15 protein-coding genes and 1 pseudogene are annotated in these 19497 nt (G+C 58.2%); 8 read left to right on the top strand and 8 right to left on the bottom strand.

The window, feature by feature from the left end; translation table 11 throughout:
• Positions 1-35: 35 nt before the first annotated feature.
• Positions 36-227: a hypothetical protein gene (locus IB272_RS14610; RefSeq protein WP_192444510.1), complete on the bottom strand. Its 192-nt coding sequence runs from the start codon at positions 225-227 to the stop codon at positions 36-38.
• A 147-nt stretch (positions 228-374) separates the two neighbouring features.
• On the opposite strand from IB272_RS14610, the gene IB272_RS14605 reads away from it, so the two are divergent.
• The 6 genes from IB272_RS14605 to IB272_RS14580 all read left to right on the top strand — a co-directional run bounded on the left by IB272_RS14605 (position 375) and on the right by IB272_RS14580 (position 10016).
• Positions 375-827, top strand: a complete 453-nt coding sequence (locus tag IB272_RS14605) for a DUF2721 domain-containing protein (RefSeq protein WP_034798730.1) — start codon at positions 375-377, stop codon at positions 825-827.
• 390 nt (positions 828-1217) lie between these two features.
• Positions 1218-2909, top strand: coding sequence for an aspartate-alanine antiporter (gene aspT / locus IB272_RS14600; protein WP_034798732.1), 1692 nt, complete (start codon positions 1218-1220; stop codon positions 2907-2909).
• 260 nt (positions 2910-3169) lie between these two features.
• Entirely contained in the window at positions 3170-5896 is a 2727-nt protein-coding gene (locus IB272_RS14595; RefSeq protein ID WP_034798734.1) for a decarboxylase, read from the top strand.
• Between the two features lie 148 nt (positions 5897-6044).
• Complete coding sequence (gene aspT, locus IB272_RS14590) at positions 6045-7736, top strand: aspartate-alanine antiporter (RefSeq protein ID WP_090428436.1); 1692 nt, start codon at positions 6045-6047, stop codon at positions 7734-7736.
• Positions 7737-7869: 133 nt separating this feature from the next.
• Entirely contained in the window at positions 7870-9039 is a 1170-nt protein-coding gene (locus IB272_RS14585) for a porin (protein WP_192444509.1), read from the top strand.
• Between the two features lie 257 nt (positions 9040-9296).
• Positions 9297-10016 carry a hypothetical protein gene (locus tag IB272_RS14580; RefSeq protein WP_090302440.1) on the top strand — a complete coding sequence of 240 codons (720 nt, stop codon included), beginning with the start codon at positions 9297-9299 and terminating at the stop codon, positions 10014-10016.
• A 219-nt stretch (positions 10017-10235) separates the two neighbouring features.
• On the opposite strand, the gene IB272_RS14575 is transcribed toward IB272_RS14580, so the two are convergent.
• The 3 genes from IB272_RS14575 to IB272_RS14565 form a co-directional block, all read right to left on the bottom strand.
• Positions 10236-12032, bottom strand: coding sequence for an adenylate/guanylate cyclase domain-containing protein (locus tag IB272_RS14575; RefSeq protein ID WP_090302442.1), 1797 nt, complete (start codon positions 12030-12032; stop codon positions 10236-10238).
• Between the two features lie 389 nt (positions 12033-12421).
• Positions 12422-12682, bottom strand: a complete 261-nt coding sequence (locus IB272_RS14570) for a DUF982 domain-containing protein (protein ID WP_082936617.1) — start codon at positions 12680-12682, stop codon at positions 12422-12424.
• A 120-nt stretch (positions 12683-12802) separates the two neighbouring features.
• Positions 12803-14749 (bottom strand): ATP-binding cassette domain-containing protein, encoded by a 1947-nt coding sequence (locus tag IB272_RS14565; protein ID WP_246810363.1) that lies wholly within the window; start codon positions 14747-14749, stop codon positions 12803-12805.
• A 490-nt stretch (positions 14750-15239) separates the two neighbouring features.
• On the opposite strand from IB272_RS14565, the pseudogene IB272_RS34925 reads away from it, so the two are divergent.
• Positions 15240-15430 (top strand): annotated as a pseudogene (locus IB272_RS34925) (hypothetical protein).
• Between the two features lie 243 nt (positions 15431-15673).
• Here the strand turns inward: IB272_RS34925 and IB272_RS14560 are convergent.
• Positions 15674-15847, bottom strand: a complete 174-nt coding sequence (locus IB272_RS14560) for a DUF1328 domain-containing protein (protein ID WP_034798746.1) — start codon at positions 15845-15847, stop codon at positions 15674-15676.
• Positions 15848-16431: 584 nt separating this feature from the next.
• Here IB272_RS14560 and IB272_RS14555 point away from each other — a divergent pair.
• Entirely contained in the window at positions 16432-16923 is a 492-nt protein-coding gene (locus IB272_RS14555) for a ferritin-like domain-containing protein (RefSeq protein WP_034798750.1), read from the top strand.
• Positions 16924-17165: 242 nt separating this feature from the next.
• On the opposite strand, the gene IB272_RS14550 is transcribed toward IB272_RS14555, so the two are convergent.
• From IB272_RS14550 to IB272_RS14540, 3 genes are all read right to left on the bottom strand, one after another.
• A complete protein-coding gene (locus IB272_RS14550) occupies positions 17166-17378 on the bottom strand; it encodes a hypothetical protein (protein WP_146243022.1) in 213 nt (70 codons plus the stop codon).
• Positions 17379-18273: 895 nt separating this feature from the next.
• Entirely contained in the window at positions 18274-19308 is a 1035-nt protein-coding gene (locus IB272_RS14545; protein WP_060609823.1) for a DNA topoisomerase IB, read from the bottom strand.
• Positions 19309-19464, bottom strand: a complete 156-nt coding sequence (locus IB272_RS14540) for a DUF3309 family protein (protein WP_034798754.1) — start codon at positions 19462-19464, stop codon at positions 19309-19311.
• Positions 19465-19497: the final 33 nt, after the last annotated feature.

The following is a 19497-nucleotide window of genomic DNA, read 5'->3' as shown; positions in this document are numbered from 1 at the left end:
CCCTATTGGCGCACGTACCCAAAAGTGCAGGTGGCTCACGGCCAGGCCGCGTGGTTCGTGTTGACGTCGTTCCTCTTCAGGGCGCCGCCGGCGCTGGCAACGAGCTTCTCAGCTGGTGCAAGATTTTCTGTCAAATGTTCTGGCAGGCCGTGCTTGCCTTTGGCCTTCTCCGCTTCTTTTGACGTAACAAAGGTCGTGCTTCCTGTTCTTTTCACGAGCACACGCAAGGGTGAATTTGCCCTGGAGTGGCTGCGGCTATTTTGGCCTTCAATCGTAAGTGACCGCCCCCCGAGCCCGCTTATAGTGATTTGCCTTTTGGGGAGGCCGCTACAGATTGCTAATGTTCTATTGCGCGAAAGTTGTTGAGAGCCCACATGCAAACACCAGCAATCGTCACGGATCTTGCCTCTATTGTCCAAACTGCTCTGGCGCCGGTATTTCTCCTCGCTGGTACGGCAGGTTTCGTCGGTGTCTACGAGATGCGTCTTGGCAGGGTTTCCGATCGGCTCAATGCGATACAGGAAAAAGGTGAGCGAGGGGGCGGGCGACGCACGCAGTTGGACTATCTGCGCCGCCGTACGCTTGCCCTGGAAATAGCTGTCGCACTCGGGACGTTTGCCGCGATCTGCACTGGATGGGCAATCCTCAATCTACTCGCCGGTGCGCTTCAGTTCGGGTTTCGTGAAGAAAATCTCTTCTGGTTCTTCGGCGGTGCGATCCTGTCGCTTATCGGATCGCTTGTCGCATTCCTTGTCGAGATGCTTATTGCTGGGCGCAGCATGTTGCGCCAGATACGGATGGACGAAACCACCCCGGAACGCGATTGATCTGACAGTCCAAAGGTTCAAAGACAGGAAGCCTTCGCAGCCAGATCTCGGGGACGCGCAGGCGACCGTTGGACCGACCTGCGGCTTCTAACCGGAGCATTTAAGGTTTCGATCGCCTCTGGTTTCTTCCGCAGAGTCGCAGACTGCTAATAGAGCGACAGGGCCGCCCCCGGATAAAGGCCATCTAACAGTTTCCTCCAGGAATGCATGAACGGGCACAAAGAGCGTAAGATGTCCTTCGTTCTGGCGGTTACCGCGGCGTTTTTCATACTAGTATTACTATAAACAAATAATGTCTTGTAACGGGTGGGCATGGGTGTATTCTCGCGTAAATAGCGATGAGCGCTTAGTCTGATTTTGTCCCGATTACCACGTTTTGGGGATGTTATTATGATCGACTGGTTCGTAAGCACGCTTCGCACATATCCTGAAATTGCAATCTTTCTCTCATTGGCGCTGGGATACTACTTCGGTTCATTCACCTACAAAGGCCTTGGCCTCGGTGCGGTGACTGCGACGCTGATCGCTGCCGTCATCATCGGTCAACTCGGGATCACCATTTCGCCGCCGCTCAAGGCCACGTTCTTTCTGATGTTCCTGTTTGCGATCGGCTACGGCGTCGGGCCGCAATTCGTTCGGGGCATCGCGAAGGATGGCCTCCCGCAAGCGTTGTTCGCGGCGGTTGTGTGTGTCTTTTGCCTGGGAGCGCCATATATCGCTGCCAAGATAGCCGGTTATGATGTGGGTTCCGCGCTGGGGCTCTATGCAGGCTCGCAGACCATCTCGGCGTCGATGGGATTGGGAACGGATGCCATCAATCGCCTTGGTTTGGCGCCGGAAGAAACCAAACGTCTTCTGGACGCCATGCCGGTCGCCTATGCCGTCACCTATATTTTCGGAACGATCGGATCGGCCATCGTGCTGGCGTTGATCGGTCCTGCGCTCATGGGTATCGACCTGGAGGCGGAATGCAAACGCTACGAGGCCGAGCAGGGTGGCAAGAAGGAAGCGGGGGGCGCTGGAACCGCTTGGCACCACTACGAGTTGCGCGCCTATCGGGTCCGCGAGGGCGGGCCGGTCGTCGGCAAGACGGCACGTGAAGCCGAATCGATGATCCCTGAGCAGCGGATTTTCATTGAACGTATTCGTCGCGGGGGAAAGATCGAGGATGCTACGGCAGACACGGTGATCCAGGCAGGCGACGTCGTTGCCGTGGCCGGGCGGCGCGAAGTGCTGGTAAGCGTGATCGGTCAAACGGCAGAGGAAGTCGACGACCGCGAGTTGCTGGCCGTGCCGGTCGAAGGGGTCGATGTTCTTGTCACAACCAAGGAGGCGAACGGCAAGACGCTGGCGGAACTGGCACAATGGCCAACGTCCCGTGGCGTGTTCCTGCGCCGGATCGCCCGTGGCGCTACGGCGACGGAAATTCCGATCCTTCCGAACACGCAAGTCCACCGCGGCGATATCCTGACGATCGTCGGGCGAACGCAGGACACCGCGGCTGCCGCCAAAGCACTGGGTGTGGCCGACCGGCCGAGTGACATTGCCGATGTCGCCTTCATCGGCGCCGCAATTGCCATCGGTGGCTTGCTCGGTGCGCTCGTCTACAAGGTCGGCGATGTGCCGTTTACCCTGTCCACGTCTGGAGGCGCATTGATATCCGGGCTTTTCTTCGGCTGGCTCCGCTCCGTGCGGCCGAAATTCGGACGAATACCGACATCGACGGTCTGGTTCATGAACTCCGTCGGTCTCAACGTTTTCATCGCGGTGGTCGGTATTTCCTCGGGTCCAGGATTTGTAGCTGGCTTGCAGCAGCTTGGCTTCAGCCTGTTCCTTTGGGGCATATTCGCAACGACCGTCCCGCTCGTGCTGGCAATGTATGTCGGAAAATATGTGTTCCGGTTCCACCCTGCTATTCTGTTGGGATGCTGTTCCGGCGCGCGCACCACGACTGCCTCGCTCGGGATGATCAACGATCGCGCCAAGAGCCAGATACCAGGCCTCGGCTATACTGTGACCTATGCCGTCGGCAACACCCTGTTGACGATCTGGGGCATGGTGCTCGTGATGATGATGACCTAGCGCATCTCCGGGTTAAATGGGGATGCGGAGGTGCCGCGTCCCTTCGACTACAGGCATGTATCTCGCATCTTTTCCAGTAGGCGGCTTCTTATCGGACCGGGATGGTTCGTCTTTCGAAGCCCTGGCCAGCGGGATCAGAGACCCTTTCTTGAGACTGCTTCGTCCCATTTATTGCGTCGATAATAATAGCCGCGACCACTGACGAAAACCGCAGATCGGTGGCCGCGGGTAGCCCATACGAGCCGAGTTGGGAGCGCGCTATGCCGAACAAGACCGCACAAGTAGATCAGTTTCTGCTCATCCATTCGGCACGCGCCGACAATTGGCGTGAGATCACGACGCTGGCAGACGCCTGGGCCGCCAATCGCGGCGCGCGGGCTGCCCTGGAAGCGGCGATTTCTGCTGTGGCACCGGCGGAGGAATACTACGCCTATCCGGGCAGACGGCTGCTTTCGGTTCTGGCAGAGCGTATTGCCACCGACGATGCCGGTGGAGCGGCAAGGCTTGCACGACGCATCTCCAATGGGCTGCTCAGCCATTCCTATCGCGGCCGCCAAAGTGAATGGGACGTGCATGACGAAATGTCAGGAGCCGAAGTGACCGATATCATGCCGCCGGGAACCGGAGAGGCTCGCGGGCGCCGGCCCTATTTCGAAGTTCTGTTCGTCAACAGTCAGCCGGCCACGCGTTGGGAGGCATTCGCCGCAGAGATTAGGAGGCTGCGCCGGCCAGAGGACGGTTTCATTTACGAGCCGGTGCTGGTCGGGTCCTTCGAGGATGCGTTCTGCGCGGCCGCCCTGAACCCCGATATTATCGCTATCGTGCTCGCTGAAGGTTTTCCTTACCGCTCACGGCACGACGCGCCTGTGCTTCGATCGGTGCTTGATCCGCTGGGAGAAACCGAGGGACCAGACATGTCGGCGCTTCGCCTGGCGCGCGGCTTGAAGCGCATCCGGCCCGAACTCGACGTCTATCTGCTTTCCGACCGGCAAGTCGAAAAGATCGCCGGAGATCCGACGGCGGATGCGGTGCGGCGCGTGTTTTACGCGGTGGAGGAGCCGCTGGAGATGCATCTCGCGATCCTCGAAGGGGTGCAGGCACGCTATGAAACGCCCTTCTTCGACAATCTTAAGAAATATGCGCGACGGCCCATCGGTACATTTCATGCGCTCCCCATCGCGCGCGGCAAATCCGTCTTCAAGTCTGACTGGATCCGCGACATGGGCGAATTCTATGGGCTCAATCTGTTCCTTGCGGAAAGCAGTGCGACGACGGGTGGTCTCGATAGCCTTTTGGAGCCCACAGGTACGATCAAACGCTCTCAGGAGCTGGCGGCACGTGCCTTTGGCGCTGACCACGTCTTCTTTGTGACGAACGGCACCTCCACCTCCAACAAGATGGCCGTGCAGGCCCTTCTGGCGCCCGGCGACATTGCGGTAGTCGATCGCAACTGCCACAAGTCGCATCACTACGGCATGGTGCTGACCGGCGCGCAGCCCTACTATGTCGAAGCGTTCCCGATGACCGAGTACTCGATGTACGGCGCCGTGCCGCTTGCGACGATCAAGCGAGCGCTTTTGACGTTAAGGGCGGAAGGGCGTCTGGACCGGCTGAAACTGCTCGACCTCACCAACTGCACCTTCGACGGGCACATGTATAACGTCAGGCGCGTGATGGAGGAGTGTCTCGCCATCAAGCCGGACCTCATCTTCCTCTGGGATGAAGCGTGGTCCGGATTTGCCCGATTTTCACCCTTCCTGCGGCCACGCACGGCCATGGGGGCAGCAGCGGATATCGAAAGCTGGTTGCAGGATCCGGCGTCGGTCAGTGCCTACGAAAAGCAGCGTGCGGACCTTGGCGATGAGCCGTCCGACGAAGCGCTGCTCGCCGCACGCCTACTTCCCGATCCGCGTCTTGTTCGCCTTCGGGTCTATCAGACCAATTCGACGCACAAATCGATGTCAGCGATCCGGCAAGGCTCAATGTTGCTCGTCAAGGATGTCGATTTTCATACCGTCGAAGCCCAGTTCCACGAGGCGGTGTTCACCCATGCCTCGACAAGTCCGAACCAGCAGCTGATCGCCAGTCTCGACGTTGCACGCCGGCAGATGGAGCTCGATGGGTATGGGTTGGTGATGAACGCGATCGAGATCGCTCTCAAGATCCGTCGGGCGATCAACGAACATCCGCTGATTTCGAAGTATTTCCGCGTTCTCGGTGCGGATGAGATGATCCCTGCGCAGTATCGCCAGTCAGGGTTCAAGGACTACCTGGCACCGGGTGCGACCTGGGCCACGGCGGTGAAAGCCATGAACGAAGACGAATTCTACCTCGATCCCACGCGTATGACGCTGGTATGTGGAACGGCTGGCTTTGACGGAACCCAATTCAAGGGGCTGCTGGCCAACGAGTACGATATCCAGCTGAACAAGACGTCGCGAAACAGCGTGCTTTTGCAGTCCAACATCAACAATACCCGCAGTGATATCGCGCATCTCGTTCGCGTCCTGGTCGAGATCTGCCGTGGTATCGAAAAACGGCTTGCCGATGGCGGCGAGGGCGAGCGGGCTGCCTTCGCTGCACGGGTAAAGTCGCTGATGACGGATGTGCCGGACCTTCCAAATTTCAGTCACTTCCACGCGTTGTATCGCGGTGACGCGGGACGCACGTCGCCCGAAGGCGACATGCGAGCCGCCTTCTTCCACGCCTATGATGCTTCGGTCTGCGAATACGTACCGCTGATCGGAGCCGAGTGCGACAAGCGGCTGAAGGAAGGTCCGGAAATGGTCTCGGCCAACTTCGTCATCCCCTATCCCCCGGGGTTCCCTATCATGGTGCCGGGTCAGGTCCTGACGCAGGAGACGATCGACTTCATGCGGAAGCTGGATGTGAAGGAGATCCATGGCTACGAGAAGGCAAGGGGTCTGAAGCTGGTCAAACCTGATGCAGTTGCGGCCAAGGCGAAACGATCGGCGAAAGCACGGTAGTGCCGGAGCTTCCACGGGTCCGCGGGCTGCTATCCGGACGAACTCGACCCCCAATGCTTTGCATGGATTGCCGGTTTGCATGAACGTTTGGGGTCGGCGGTAAAGGTGCCTTGGCCCTTGATTGAGGTGGGAGGGACTTCGTCTGGTCATGATTTGGATCGAGCAATTCCTGGTCAAGTATCCTGAGCTTGCCGTATTCCTTGCAATCAGCATCGGGTACCTGATCGGAGGCCTCAAGTTCGGAGGTTTCAGTCTGGGTCCGGTCACCGGCTCGTTGTTCGCCGGTATCCTCATCGGTCAGTTCGCCGATGTTCCGATTGCCGGGATGGCGAAGTCGCTGCTTTTTCTCCTGTTTCTTTTCGGTATCGGCTACTCGGTCGGGCCGCAGTTCTTGCAGGCCTTGAAACGGGACGGCATGAAGCCTGTCCTGCTTGCGGTGGTCGTCTGTGTGACCGGGCTGGTCACAGCCGTCGTGGTCGCGAAAATCCTTGGCTTGGACCCTGGTTTTGGAGCCGGGCTTTTGTCGGGCGCGCTCACTGAAAGTCCGGCAATGGGCACTGCCACCGAAGCGATCAACGCCTTGCCGCTGCCCGAGGCGGATCGCGCACGGTTTGTCGCCCACATCGCCGTGGCCGACGCTGTTTGCTACGTTTTCGGCGCTGTTGGCGTCATCCTGTTTTGCAGCGTTGTCGGTCCAAAATTGCTTGGCATCGACCTCGTCGCCGAGGCGCTAAAACTTGAGAAAGAATACGGGATAACCCGAAAGGCCACCGGGGTCGCGTCCGCCTGGCACAGGTTCGAAATTCGCGCCTACCGGATAGCGGAGGGCGCGCCGATCGCCGGTCGATCGGTCGTTGATGCCGAGGCAACATTTCCGGAGCATCGACTATTCATTCAACGCCTGCGACGCGGGGGCTTAATCCTTGAGGCCGCTCCCGAGCTTGTGATTGAACCTGGCGATATCGTTGCGGTGTCCGGAACACGAGAGGTGCTGGTCACCGTCCTTGGTCAGCGCTCCGAGGAAGTCGAGGATCGTGAGCTGTTGGACGTGCCGATATCGGTGACCGACGTGTTGCTGACGAGCCCTGAACTTAATGGCCGAAGCATTGCGGATGTGGCGACAGAAGGCTGGACAAGAAGCCTCTATCTGCGAACGATCAGTCGTGGCGGCCAGGACATTCCTCTTGCGCCAGGGATCACAATGCAGCGCGGGGATATCCTTCGCCTCGTCGGCCCGGAACCGGTCGTGGTGAGCGCCGCCAAGCGCATTGGTGTCGTGGTCGCGCCGGCCACTGCAACGGACTTCCTGGTCCTCGGCCTTGCGATCTTCCTGGGCGGACTTGTCGGCGTTCTCGTCACGTTTCCCATCGGAGACATGAGGATTTCGCTGAGCACCAGTGTGGGCACACTCCTCGCCGGATTGGTGGTGGGGCACCTGCGCACGCGCTTTCCACTTTTTGGTCGCATACCGGATGCTGCGGTGTCACTCATGACCGCGCTTGGTCTTGCCGCCTTCGTCGCGATGACTGGCCTTCATGCAGGTCCGGTATTTGGCCCCGCTATCGCGGAAGCGGGTGTCGGGCTCCTGGTCGGCGGCATCATCGTCACAATGGTTCCATTGATCGTAGGCCTTTACTTTGGACGCTACGTGCTTGGCATGAACCCCATACTGTTGTTGGGTGGACTAGCCGGCGCGCAGACCATGACGGCCGGCATGGCCGCCGTCCAGGACAGGTCGGGGAGCTCGGTAGCAGTCCTTGGTTACACGCCTGCAGTGCCTATCGGCCATATACTGCTCACCACATGGGGGACGGTGATCGTGGGTATCATCGCCGGATAAGAAGCCAATAATCTAATCGATCAGCGGCAAAACAAGTGCACGACGAGAATTTGCAACAGACTTCTAAAGTAAAGTGGCGAATACTGACTGCGGACCGACAAGGCGAATCGCCCGTGACTGAAAGGTGCTTTTGATGCGGCATGTATTACACGTAGTCTCACCCGCACTTTTCAGCGTGGCACTGGGGGTTGCGGCACCTGCTTCGGCCCAGGAGCCAGCAAAGCCGGCGCAGGCCAGCAAGGAAGCCGAGCATTGGATACCGAAGCTGCGGCTCGGCGACGACAATGCTTATTTCGAATTCTACGGTCAGATCAACAAGGGCCTGCTGAGCTACGATGACGGCGGGCAAACGGATAACTATTTTCCGGCCGACAATGGGAACTCGTCGTCACGCGCGGGCTTTCGCATCTACAGCCTCATGGAAAACGACTGGTCTTTCGGGGCCAATCTCGAATGGGAGTGGAACCCTTACTCGACAACCAATGTGAACCAGTTGAACGAGGATCACTTCGACTGGGGGACCGATCTGCTGCGCAAGGCGGAAATCTATCTAAATTCGAAGGACTACGGCAAATTCTGGTTCGGCCAGGGCAGCATGGCGTCGGATACGACCGCCGAGGTGGATTTGTCCGGCACGGACGTTGTTGGTTACTCGCTGGTGTCGGATATGGCCGGCGGACCGTTTTTCCGAAACTCCGACGGTACGCTGTCGACGGTCCGCGTAAAGGACGCGTTCACCAACTATGACGGCCTTAGCCGCAAGCTGCGCGTCCGCTACGACACCCCGGCCTTTGGCGGCTTCAGCTTTGCGACGTCGGTCGGAACACAAGTCGTTCCGGAGGAAACCGACGTCACCGTCTGGGACGCGGCGGTTCGATACAATGAGACCTACGACGCCTTGAAGGTCGCAGCTGCACTTGCCTTTTCAAGGCCCGGCGATGGCAACTCGATATACGATGCGTCCGTTTCGGTCCTGCATCTCGATACCGGACTCAGCCTCACCCTTGCAGCGGGCTACTCGGACAAGGAGACGGTTGATGGACGCTACGGCTACGTAAAGATCGGCTATCAGGCGGATATCTTCGATGTCGGCAAAACCGCGTTTTCGGTCGACGCCTATTTTGGCAAGGACATCGCGGGCAGGGGCAGCAAGAGCGATTCCTTCGGCGCGCAGATTGTCCAGAACCTCGACTATCTACAGACGGAACTCTACCTTGGAGCCCGGACCTATTCGCTCGACCAGGAGACCGCCGATCTTCAAGATAGCTTCGCTGTGTTGGGTGGCGCCAGAATAAAGTTTTAAGGAACAAACCGGCGAAGCAAGATCGGTCCATGATCTTTCGCGCCGCTTCCTTCTTCCGCCGCTTATTTCCAGGATCTCGTTATCTGAGCAAATGGGTGATGAATTGACCACTGCAGGGACTGGTGTCTGCACAGCATTGATTGCTGCCGCGTTCCTCGTTCCAAAAACGGTTTCGGCCGCAACCGCAGAGGCAGATATCGTCGCTCAGCTTGCGTCTTGCGCGGCTCGATTGGAAGCAGGCAGGAGCTACGAGAGCTATGTCGACGGATTTGCCGACGCGCGGGACGCTGAGTGGCGCGCTCGCGTTCATGCGCAGCAGGGTTGAAACGTCCGAAGCCGAGGAAAATGCCGAAACCCTGAAGAAGGAGTTTTCTGCCGATCTTGTGAATAGCCCGATGCAGGCCCGGTCCCGTGTCTCCGCGCTTGTCGATGAGTGTTTGGCGCAAACGGCTGCGGTTGAAGCGATATTCAATGGCGTTGAGACAAGCCGTGTCAACGAACTCGAGGCCGCAACAAATGCGCAGCGTGAAGCAACTGAACGCGCTGAAAGCGAAGCCGAAAGGGCGGAGCAGGCGGAGCGGCGGGCGATCGCTGCGGAAGCCGCGGCAGAGCGAGCCAAGGCCGAGATCGCAATCCTCAAGGAACAGCAACGCGAACGGCAGGAGGCAAAGGCACCCACGACCGAAAGGAGCGATCCGCGCGAGGAGAATGAGAACTCCGTCTCACTAAACGTGCGGGAGAACGTCCAGCGTGCACTTCAGGCAAATGGTTACACCATTTTTGAAAGCGCCGAAGAGATGGAGTGCATGTGGACCGGTTCAGCGCACCAGTGCAGGCGGCCAACGGGTGGAACCATGATCAGCGTCATGTCCAGTCCATACAGAGTCCGCATCCTGAATGCAGGCAGCTCGATCGACTGTTTGAGGTTTCGCGAAGGTGAATTGGTCGCGCAAGGCAATGGTGACGATTGCCGGTAGAGGGCCTTCGCAGCCCGGTTTCAGGCAACGCGCCCGGCTTCGCTGGCGTGTCGAATAAGGCACAGCCCGGGAGCGAGTTTCGATCGCTCGGACTGTCCGACCCAAGTGACGAGCGGAAGCTCTCGAATGGCATTGCCGCGGCCACTGAATTGCGAAGTGCTCCTTGACAGGGCGATTAGGCTCTCCTTTGGTCGGGCCAGCCATCGCCAGACTTGATACTCAAGCCGGTAAGCCGGCGAGGCGCAGGCCCTCACGCAGTCGATCTGCATCCTCGGCCCTTTGGAGATACAAAGCGTCCACGAGCCAATCTACATGTTCGCTTGGGCCGGCAGCCGGATCGCCTTGCCACAACGCGCTGACTGCTGCGATGCAAGCCTTGCCACACTGCTGCGCCTCTTCGAGACGCCCCAAGTGACCGAAGGCAGCCGCGCGCAAAGCCATGTACCGCGGGTGTCGCCGGCCTGGTGCGTCCAGTATTAGTTGTTCCAATAGACTGGCCGCCTCTTGGTAGCGCCTGAGCCGAAACATGATGTGCGAAAGATAATAATTATACCAGGGCGGGTGGCATGGGTTGAGTCGAAAAGCAATCTCGGCTGCGTGCAGAGCCAGTTCGGGCTTTCCGATGCACGATTGGACCCAGGCCCAGAAAATCTGGATCAGCGGATCGTTAGGGTTTAGGGTCCGGGCAAGGCCCAAATGCCGCTCGGCCCGCTCGAAGTCGCGCCACATCAAGCACATGTATCCGAAGGTGGAGTGCACCCGGGCATCGTTGGGGTCTTTCGCCAGTGCTTCTTTGGCCTGGTGAAACGCCTCGATCCGGTTCTCGTCCTTCTCTCGTGGTACTCCGACGCTCATCTCGACCGAACGATTGAGATAAATCCAGGCGAGGCCCGCATGGGCGCGGGCAAAGCCTGGATCGATCTGGAGTGCCTCTTCGAATTGTGCTTGCGCACGTGCTTGGGCCTCAGGCGTGAATACGTCGGAAAATCTATTCCCCTGGAGGAAGAGGTCATAGGCCCGAATGTCTTCCGGCTGACGTCGCCGGGCTGTCACCTCGCTATCTTGGATAATTCGTTGGGCCACCATTGCGACAATGCTCTGGGAGATTTCTTCCTGAAGGGCGAAGACGTCCTCCAGTGCGCGATCGTATCGTTCCGCCCAGAAATGGGCACCGCTTCCAGCATCAATGAGCTGGGCCGTGATGCGAACGCGCTCGCCTGCGCGACGGACACTGCCCTCGACGAGGTATCGAACCCCGAGCGAACGCCCTATCTCGCGAGCGTCCACATTTTTCCCCCGAAACGAGAAGGAAGAGTTTCGCGCGATGACCATGAGCTCGCGAAAGCGCGACAGCTCCGTAATTATGTCTTCGCTGATACCGTCGCTGAAATAGACCTGTTCGGGATCGCCGCTCATGTTTTCGAACGGCAAGACCGCCACCGTAGGTCTATCGCTCGACGCCCAGGCGACTTTCGCACCCTCAAGGACGTTGTCGAATACCAAGCTGTAAGTCCGCACCGGCCGTGAAATATTCTTCAGACGCTGCTCGCCCGCGAACTCGAACCGACAGTCGAGTTTCCCAGAGAGCTGGTCGTAGACTGTCCCGGAGATAAGGAGACCGCCTGGCGGGCAACACTGTTCCAATCGGGCCGCCACGTTGACACCGTCTCCCAAAAGGTCCTGATCATCCACCAGTACGTCGCCAAGATTGATGCCGATACGCAAGACAATCCGGCGCTCAGCCGGTATTCGCGCCTGCCAATCAGGCAATTGCTTTTGAACCGCAGCGGCGCAGGCTACAGCCTCGACGACGGAACCGAATTCGGCGATCAGGCCATCGCCCGTCAGCTTGAAGAGACGCCCATGATGCTGCGCCAAGAGAGGCTCGAACAGTCTCCGGCGCAGGTCCGTGACTGCCACGAGAGTTGACGCCTCGTCCAATTCGACGAGACGTGAATAGCTGACAATATCGGCAACGAAGATTGCCGCCAGTCTGCGTTCTCCGAGGATGCTCATCTCCTCGCCCCTTGCTGCCAATTGCTCTTGGCTACACAAACCGAACCCAACAACAATAGCCCAGCGACGCCTCTGCGGCCATCTCCTGATTTGGAGACTGTGCTGGTCGAAGAGATCTGGAAGCGTGTAGGACTCGAATTCGGAACGGGCGCCGTGATCGATTTTGATTCACCCTGGGTCGAATGCCCCTATCTGGCCCACCTTTGGATCTGAACGCGATTAAATCGATCAGGAAATGCAAGCCCCCTTTGCCGCCAGGCAAAGCCCATGCAATTGCTCATCGGTCTGTTCGCCGATATTCAGGTGGTCAATGATCTCAGGTCAATTTCGCGCGAGCGATGGGAAGAGCTAGCGTCGACGGCGAGGGGCAAAATCGCCGTCACTCGTGATCAGGGTTCCCGAATAGCAGGAACGTCGTCATCGAGGATCGGGAATGAACCTTCAATCGCTGCGCCAATGAAGGCTTTCCGTGACAGATCCAGCGCTTCGCCGCGCTCTAATGCGCCATGGCAGCGATTCCTTGCGCGTTCATAGAACCATCCGCCCTGGGGCAACTCACTCAGATATTGCAGGGCATCCTGTGGTCCGTGGATACACCGCTCGCCATTCACGCCAATCCTGACAGGATTATCCCAAATGATGGTTTGCATTTGCGTTGACTCCGGTTCGGCACAGAACGTCTAGCGGGAAGCATTGTTCCAAGCATCGCTTTGGTAGTTGAGAGACACGGGTTCGCCACGATGGTCACGTGCCGCCGACGCCTTGCCGCATCACCGAAGTGGGGCGTTCGTCTGCGCAGAACGCCACGCCGAAATAGACATCTTTTCAGCAATGCCTCCTTCAATCACCAGCACGCTATCGAAGAAATCAATTCCGCCCTCCGATTGGATCGAGGAGGTATCGTGCATAATGGCAATAACCGTCGCCTCCGGGCAATTCTCTTTGATCGCTTGATAAAACGCTTGCACCGCCTGCCCATCAAGAGCGCTTGTTGCCTCGTCAAGGAAGAGCAAACCCGGCTTCAGCAACAGGACTTTCGCAAGAACGAGCTTCTGCTTTTCACCCCCGGACAACAGCTTGTCCCACTGCTGCCCCTCGCGTCCCTCATCAAAGAGCTCCCCAGAAATTTCATGGAGCCCCGCTTCTTCAAGCGCCGTGGAAACCGCAGCGTCCTTATGCTCACGGGCGTCATCCGGAAGACAGACGAGATCCTTCAGGCAAACGCCCTGTAGTTTGACCTCCTGGGCCGCAAAGAGAGTTCGCAAACCGTCCGGCAACGTGATCTTGCCCCGACCGTGCGGCCAAAGACCGTTTATCGCCTTGAGAAGTGAGGTCTTTCCACTCCCCGATTCACCCATCACCAAAGTCCACTCGCCCGGAGCGAAATTGAGTTCAATGGCGGTCAAAAAGGGCTCGTCCTCACCAGTATGGAGGAGCTCGACCGAATGGATGGTCAAGCCGCCTTCTACGGCTTCCGCTATGGTATATTCAAACGCGGCGGGTCCACTTTGAGCATAGTAGTCTTGTGGTCGCTGCACCGTTTCTATCGCTTCCGCAAGCTCTGTTATGCGCCGCGCGTCCGCCCGCAGTGTCGCGATGTCAGGCATCGCATGAATAAACCATGAGCATTCGTTGATGAGGGCCGTCGCTAGTTCGGCACCGGTGACATAGTCTTGTAGGCTGATGGTCTTGTCGACATAGGGAAGCAGGCCCGGCGCGTAAGCCACGATGCGTGAGCCGATGAAATTATGCACCAGCTCAAAGCCCATATAGCCGGCGGTAATCCGATTGAGCCTCGCCCATGTGTAGTCAATATCTTGATACCGGCGCACATTGAGCGCCTTTTGCGCTGGCTCCCCTCTGATAACCGCAACGTGAAAACTGCGGCGCAAGAACTGGTTGAGTTCGCTGCGATAACTGCCTTCCGCCGATTGAATGCGGATAGACAGCCCCTGAAGGATACCTCCCAGCTTGGCCGCAATGAATGTGTTGAGGGGCACGTAGATCGCAATCGCCAGCAGCGTCAGGAAGGCGCTGCCGTAGCCCCCAAGAACGTCAAGCCCTCGGATCGGGCTCGACGTTTCGATCAGCTTACCGCCAACGAACGCGAGCGATAGCACCACCCCGGCGATGCCGATGCCCAGACCGATTGCACCGCCGGTCATGCCCTTTATTGCTTCCTGCACCCGCTGATCGATGTTGTCCGGCGATGACGTGTTCCCTTCACCCGCTCCACCAAAGCCATTTTGTTGCAAGTGGAAGTGGGTGTGACTGGAATCGAGAAGTGCCTGATTGAAGCGTTCATCCAACCACTGGCGCCATTTTCGGTGTAGGCTGGTCGAAAGGAAGTGACGGACCGCAGTAAACCCCGCGTCCCTTGTGATCGCGATCGCAGCAAGCGTCGCTGCGGTCTTTAGAAGCGACGCAGGCGTTGTCGGTACCGTAGGGTGGTGGAAATTCGCGATCCGATTGACCAATTCGCCTGAGGTCAGCGCGAACCATACGCTTGCCTGAGCCGACAATCCGGTAAGCAGCAGGATGAGAATGGTCAGGCCCCAAGCGTCTCTCCAACGATTAGAGAGCCAGTAAGCGAGCAACAGCCCCCAGAAGCTACGCATCGAGGATACGGGGCTGCTTGGGCGCCGCCGTTTCTCGCCGAAGAACCGTTTAACCCGTGCTGTTGCCCGATGCGCCTTGCCGCGCACGACTTCACTCAAGCTCATCTTCCTGAATTGGAGTAAGGATCGGACTTGTCAAATGCTGATGATCTGATGGCCGACGAAAAGCAGGGTCCTTGCAAGCGATTTGGTCGCGACAGGTGATCAGGAGGATCTTAAGGCCGGCAGCCTACTCGCCGTAGGGCCGATAGCTAAGCGGCGACGCCGGAACGTGAGTTCAACATCGGAGGCCAGACATCAAGTATCGCTACGTCGTAGTCGGCAACCGCGCGGTGCTGGACACTGGCACTCGTAGTGTCGTTCAGATTATCAACTGAGGCTGCTGGACGAGTTACACAGGCTTCCCTGCGGGAATCGGTCCTCCACTTCAGCGCAGCGGTTTTTTCGAAAGTGTCCGGCAAGCGGGCGCAGTTTCTGTTGAGGCGGGGAGACCGCGCTTCTCGTCGTGAAACCTGATTTGTCCCACGGGAGGCCGCGGCACGGAACCTGTGCGCCGCTTTCTGGTTGGGTGGGAGGAGAGGAGTTGCATATGGGCATTGACAAACCGAAAAACGGTGCACCGGGCACCACCGACCAGTCTCCTCGTTGGGAGGCCCGGAGGAGAGCAGACCTCGGGGGTATCTCCCAGCGAAAGACGGACCAGATTCCGATCGCGACGCCGTGGGCGAAAACAACCGCGAACCGGAGCGTCCATCCGATGCGTTGAAGACAAAAAAATGAAGCGAAGGGCAATGCGTTCCTTCGCGGGCGGACGGAAAAGCAGCGGCGTTGCAAGCGCAAAACCAACTGCGTGACCGGGTCTAAGGATAGGCCATCGTCAGGCGCCGGGCCATAATACTCCGAAAAATAATGGGATGTGGGCTTTGACGAAAAATAGCCGGATCGCGCCGAGTAACAGCCAAATTCACAATCTTCAGGTCTCAGGACAAGGTTCTGCGCCGTCCTCGGCGCAGAACCTTCGCGCTAGAAGGCAATGCTTCCTGCCATGAAGGCAAGGACGAGAAACAGCACGAATATCGCCAGAGCGACGTAAAAGAGGATCTTCGCTATACCAGCACTTGCTGCAGAAACACCCGAGAAGCCAAGCAAGCCTGCTACGACCGAGATTACAAAAAATATAATAGCCCACTTTAGCATATGTTTCTCCCCGACGGCCGAAACGGATCATCTGGGCATTGAACCCGCAGCCGTGAGTATTGTTCCAGGCGCCTTTAAGTTGTGACGTCACGCCGGATCGGTGCAAACTCCTGGTCCAATCCATGCCGCAAGGCCGCGGCATCCCTGCTCTCTCTTCCGCCCGCCGATTTACTGGCTCTCGCGGCGGCAGTACGGTCACTGCCGCGCGCATCGTCAGCCATTTTTCGCGGAGTGTTATGCGCTCCTCTATCGCGCGAAGAGCCATGCGAACTGCCGCGACGACTTCTCCTTCGGCTTGGTCCGTTCCGGCGGGCAGGCGTCCAAGCGGGCAAACCAAGGCGGCAGTGAATTCCGCGAGACCAAAGGATTATGATCTTGGCACGTCCGCTGAAACCGGCTCGCCACTGCCCGAGATCGATTGGTTCTTTCCCGTGATTGCCGACGTATCCTTTGTTTGGCGGATCACCCGGCTTTGAGGTTTGCGTAAACCCCTCAAAGAGCGACTCGTGCTTTTTGTTCCACTGCGGAACCTTTGAAGCCGGACGGTGTTAGAACCGCTCCCCACCAAGGCGAAGGAGGTTGCCATGCCGGAGAAGACTTTAGACATGCTGTTTCACGAAACGTTGAAGGACATTTACTACGCCGAACGGCAGATACTAAAGGCACTGCCTAAAATGGCGCGGGCTGCGCAATCCCCTGATAGCAAGGCCGCTTTCGAAAAGCATCGCGATGAAACGGAAGGCCACGTGGAGCGTTTGCAACAGGTCTTCGAGATTATCGGCAAGCGCGCACAGGGTAAAACCTGTGAAGCTATTCAAGGCCTGATTGCCGAAGGCGAAGAAATCATCGAGGAGTTCAAGGGAAGTCCGGCCCTTGACGCCGGGCTGATATCTGCGGCCCAGGCGGTCGAACACTATGAGATTGCGCGATATGGCACCCTGAAGACCTGGGCCAAGCAGCTTGGGTTGGACGCCGCCGTCGCCTTGCTCGATCAGACCCTTCAGGAAGAGGGTGCGACTGACAAGGCTTTGAGCAAGTTGGCTTTGTCCGCTGCAAATATTAAGGCTGCAGCTTAACTTACGATATTCTAGGCGGAGGGCCGATGCGCCCTTCGCCCCCAGACCCCGTAACAGCTAGTCTTTTGTGATCTGATGGTTTGCCGCGTCGACCTTCTTTGATTTGGGCGAGCCGCGATAGCGCAAGAATATCCACTGCAACACAAGCATCAGCGTCGAAACTACAATCGCCGGTTCGGAAAATACTCGAACCAGGACTGGGCGTCGCTAAGCGCGACGATACTCGGCTCGGCGCCACGAAATCAATCGATCTTTCCCGTGAGCGCGGTGCCGAGGCTGCCGAGAGCAAACGACGCCCCGAAGGCATATATCTGAAGGAAAAGAGCAACGGGCTCGATCGCACGATCATGACCGAGCGCGTGCGGGAAGCTAACGGCGATTACCAGTGCGGTGAGGGCTCCCAGTGCAAATCCAGACGACAAATGCCAGATGAGAAAACGTAATAGCATGGGCATTTTTCAACCTCCTTTATCGAAGAGGTGCCGGCGAGCCGAGCTCCCGTCTACCTTCCGTCGGCGCGGTCCGTGCATTCGGTGAACCTTGCCAGATGAGATTGTAGACGGACAAGCTTCTTGCGTTTTCCGGTTACAAGCGCTGAGCATTCGTTGGCCGACTGTGATGCCGTCGATCTAAAGCCCGAGCTCACTCAGTCATCAGCTTTGACCGAGCCAAACGGTTTCTCCGGCCAGACGACGCCGTCTGCATCGGAATCCGGTGTGTTGTGCGGGCTGACATCTCGCGCCGACGTGTCCATGCGCATCTCCGTGCACTCCTCGGCCAGCCAAACATACAAACCACAGTTTCGTTCCAGCGATTTGCGCCGCGGCTTCCCCGAATGAGGAACCATCTACGAAAGGGCGATTGGGAGCGAAGTTTCGTCGCCTCGTCGTCGTCGACGTTAGCACGCACGCAGTCCGGATATTGTCGTTGAGCGATATTGATCGAGAGCATCCTCACTGGCCTCGAAGGTCGCGACTGGGGTAGAGGAGCCTAGCCGACAAACCGGCATTGGCTGACGGCGGTCCGAAGGTGCAGCAGAAAAGGGGGAGGTACTGCCGCGGCTTGCGATATTGCTTTCCCCCGCGCGAGCCAAGAAGATGCACTCACCGGGATCGCGAACAGAGCAATCCAAAACTTGAACCACCGCGCATTGAGAGTAGGCCTGGTCATTTCAGGCTATGCGGCCCGGACTGAAACAACTCGATAAGCGGCGCCGCAGGAGTTTCGGCACGCGAGTCTTACCGCAAAATGGGCTTTCTGGTGCAGAAGCTGATCGACCAGACTCTGCGGCAAGCTTTGGAAATCTGATGAGGCTGCCATTATCCGCAGACTTAGGCACAATGGACAGCCCTAACCCTGTGCGTGCCGGGCGAGCCAATTAAGAAAGCGCAGGAACTGCATTTCGTCGGCGCGAAGTCCGGGTACGGCTTTTGCGTTTGGCCTTACCCGCGGGATTTTCTGCTCGGCTTGCGCCAGAGCGAGGACTGCCGGATGCACGTAGCTCTTACGGCAAACGGCCGGCGTGTTGTGCAGCGCCTCTGCCGCCGCGTTGCACATTTCTTTGATCGTCGGGCGTCGACCCTGAGCGAATGCTTGGCGAGCGGCAGAATATGCGGCAACGCTCCCAGCCCAAGTTCTGAACGTTTTGGCCGAAATTGGCGCCCCGCTGATCTCTGCGAGATAGCGGTTAAAGCGCCCCGACTCGATTGGCTCGGGTTTTCCGTCTTGCCCCACGGATACGAAGAGCTGGCGACCCGGGAGTTCGGCGATTCCCTCAAGTAAGCGTTGCAGTCGCGGATTTCTCAGCCGTCTTCGGATACGTTGCCCGCCCTTGCCCTTGAAGTTGAGCTCGATGCTATCGTCGGTAATCTTGAGGTGGCGCTTAAGAAGGGTTGAGGCGCCATAGCTCCCGTTCTCCTTCACGTATGTCGAGTTTCCAATGCGAAGGGGCGCGTGGTCGAGCAGCGCCGCAAGGGCAGCAAGTACGGTGAAAGGGTCGTCCACAGGCCCCTCCATATGCTTGCGGATCCGGCGTCGCAGGCGGGGGAGCGTTTTAGCAAAAGCTGGAAGCTGGCTGTATTTGGCGTTGCTTCGCATCTCCTGCCATGCTTGGTGATATCGATATTGCTTTCGACCACGCGCATCATAACCTGTCGCCTGCAGATGACCGTTTGGCTGCATGCAGATCCAGACGTTCTCGTAAGCTGGGGGCAAGCCAAGCGCTTGGATACGGGCAAGAACGCGGGAATCTTTTAGCTGTTCACCGTTCGGACGCCGATAGACAAAGCCGCTTGAGGAACGAAACCGGGTGTAACCCGGTTCAGTGTCGGAGACGTAGATGAGGTCGGCGCCATCGCCTACCTGCGGACTTTCCCGCCGGCTCAATCAGATCCGTCCCATCAGAAGGAGGATCACGAGAACGACCACCACCACACCCAGAACGCCAGACGGACCGTAACCCCAGCCGGATGAATGGGGCCAGGCCGGAAAAGCGCCGATGAGCAGCAGGATGAGAATGACTAAAAGTACGGTTCCAAGCATTTTGCGGTCTCCTTACACAGCGATAAAGTCGTT

Origin of the sequence: Ensifer sp. ENS08, assembly GCF_014852195.1 — a bacterium.
Taxonomy (GTDB): domain Bacteria; phylum Pseudomonadota; class Alphaproteobacteria; order Rhizobiales; family Rhizobiaceae; genus Ensifer; species Ensifer adhaerens.
This window is presented reverse-complemented; position numbering and strand designations above follow the sequence as displayed.

Coding starts and splice junctions, on each gene's coding strand:
- IB272_RS14605 (WP_034798730.1), top strand. CDS start 375: ATGCAAACACCAGCAATCGTCACGGATCTTGCCTCTATTGTCCAAACT.
- aspT (WP_034798732.1), top strand. CDS start 1,218: ATGATCGACTGGTTCGTAAGCACGCTTCGCACATATCCTGAAATTGCA.
- IB272_RS14595 (WP_034798734.1), top strand. CDS start 3,170: ATGCCGAACAAGACCGCACAAGTAGATCAGTTTCTGCTCATCCATTCG.
- aspT (WP_090428436.1), top strand. CDS start 6,045: ATGATTTGGATCGAGCAATTCCTGGTCAAGTATCCTGAGCTTGCCGTA.
- IB272_RS14585 (WP_192444509.1), top strand. CDS start 7,870: ATGCGGCATGTATTACACGTAGTCTCACCCGCACTTTTCAGCGTGGCA.
- IB272_RS14580 (WP_090302440.1), top strand. CDS start 9,297: ATGTCGACGGATTTGCCGACGCGCGGGACGCTGAGTGGCGCGCTCGCG.
- IB272_RS14575 (WP_090302442.1), bottom strand. CDS start 12,032: ATGAGCATCCTCGGAGAACGCAGACTGGCGGCAATCTTCGTTGCCGAT.
- IB272_RS14570 (WP_082936617.1), bottom strand. CDS start 12,682: ATGCAAACCATCATTTGGGATAATCCTGTCAGGATTGGCGTGAATGGC.
- IB272_RS14560 (WP_034798746.1), bottom strand. CDS start 15,847: ATGCTAAAGTGGGCTATTATATTTTTTGTAATCTCGGTCGTAGCAGGC.
- IB272_RS14555 (WP_034798750.1), top strand. CDS start 16,432: ATGCCGGAGAAGACTTTAGACATGCTGTTTCACGAAACGTTGAAGGAC.
- IB272_RS14550 (WP_146243022.1), bottom strand. CDS start 17,378: ATGCCCATGCTATTACGTTTTCTCATCTGGCATTTGTCGTCTGGATTT.
- IB272_RS14540 (WP_034798754.1), bottom strand. CDS start 19,464: ATGCTTGGAACCGTACTTTTAGTCATTCTCATCCTGCTGCTCATCGGC.